Raw genomic sequence first — 1534 nt, forward strand, 5'->3', positions numbered from 1 at the left:
GATCCCGGCCTGCCGGACGCCACCCCGCCGCCCGAAGGATGAAGGATGAAGGAGCCGCCATGCCGACGATCACTGTGCTCGACTCGACCATGTACTTCGAGGACGCCGGGGCCGGCACGCCGCTGGTGTTCCTGCACGGCAACCCGGGGTCGTCCTACCTGTGGCGCCGCGTCCTGCCGCACCTCGGCGCCCCGGGCCGCACGCTGGCCCCGGACCTGATCGGGATGGGCCGCTCCGGCAAGCCGGACGTCGCCTACACCTTCGACGACCACGCCCGCTACCTCGACGGCTGGTTCGACGCGGTCGGCGTTGACGACGTCGTGCTCGTCGGCCACGACTGGGGCGGCGCGCTCGCCTTCGACTGGGCGGCGCGCCACCCGGAGCGCGTCCGCGGGGTGGCGTTCCTGGAGACGATTCTGCGGCCGATGAGCTGGGCGGCGTTCCCGGCGGCGGGCCGGGCCCGGTTCACCGCGCTGCGCACCCCCGGCGTCGGCGAGTCGATGGTCCTCGACCGCAACGAGTTCCTCGACGCCGCCTACACCCAGGCGGTGCGCACCCCGCTCGCCGACGCCGACCTGGCCGTCTACCGCGCGCCGTATCCGACGCCGGCCAGCCGCCGCCCGATGCTGGCCTGGCCGCGGGCGATGCCGCTCGACGGCGAACCCGCCGACGTCGTCGCCCGTGTCCGCGCCTACGACGGCTGGCTCGCGGCCAGCGTCGACGTCCCCAAGCTGTTGATGACCTTCGATTCGTCGCCGACCCTGATGATCGGCCCGGAGGCGGTGGACTGGTGCGCGGCGAACATCGCCGCCCTGGACATCGTCGCGTGCGGGCCGGCCGGCCACCATGCCCCCGAGGACCAGCCCGGCGCGATCGCCGCCGCCGTCAGCGCCTGGCTCGACCGTCACGGTCTGCGCGCTCCCTGGCCGGCGCCGGTCGCCGGATAGGGAGCTGCGGGTCAGGGGCCGTAGATGCGGGTGGGGGTGAGGAACACGGCGGTGCGGCGCTGTTCGGCCATCACCCGGTCGTAGGTGTGCCAGTCGTCGTGGGTGCCGCCGGCGGCGAGGAACACCTCGCGCAGCAGCAGCCGCAGCCGCACGGTGTCGACCCCGGGGCGCGGGTCGTCGGGGCCGATGATCTCGGCGGTGCCCTCGACGGTCGCCCACCGCCAGCCGGCGCGCACGGTGGCGCTGGCCTGCGGGCGGGCCCGCAGATGGGCGAGTTTGACCGCGCCGTAGGTCACGAACGCGACGACCTCGAGGTCGGTCAGCGGATGGCGCATGAACGCGATGTTGACGACGGATGCCTGGATGCCGCCGTCGTCGCGCAGCGTGGAGATGACGGCGAGTCCGCTTTCGGTGCGGCTGAGGGCGGCGGCGTCCTCGAAGCTGGTCACGGCTTGTTCACCCTTCGTCGCGATGGCCCGGATCCGACCGTGCGGCCTCGTCACTGTCCGTCCTTGTGGTAACGATTTCCACCGTATAGCTCTGCCCGGCGTGACCGGTGTCGCTTGCAGGTCGCGGCGGGTGGGGGG

Annotated in this window: 2 protein-coding genes; one reads left to right on the forward strand and one right to left on the reverse strand. The window is 73.4% G+C overall.

Annotation, left to right across the window (positions count from 1 at the left end):
- Positions 1-38: 38 nt before the first annotated feature.
- Entirely contained in the window at positions 39-947 is a 909-nt protein-coding gene (locus NBZ85_RS31005) for a haloalkane dehalogenase (protein ID WP_261556049.1), read from the forward strand.
- Positions 948-958: 11 nt separating this feature from the next.
- On the opposite strand, the gene NBZ85_RS31010 is transcribed toward NBZ85_RS31005, so the two are convergent.
- Complete coding sequence (locus tag NBZ85_RS31010) at positions 959-1450, reverse strand: TIGR03618 family F420-dependent PPOX class oxidoreductase (protein WP_498041283.1); 492 nt, start codon at positions 1448-1450, stop codon at positions 959-961.
- Positions 1451-1534: the final 84 nt, after the last annotated feature.

Source organism: Frankia tisae, assembly GCF_025403405.1.
Classification (GTDB): Bacteria; Actinomycetota; Actinomycetes; order Frankiales; family Frankiaceae; genus Frankia; species Frankia tisai.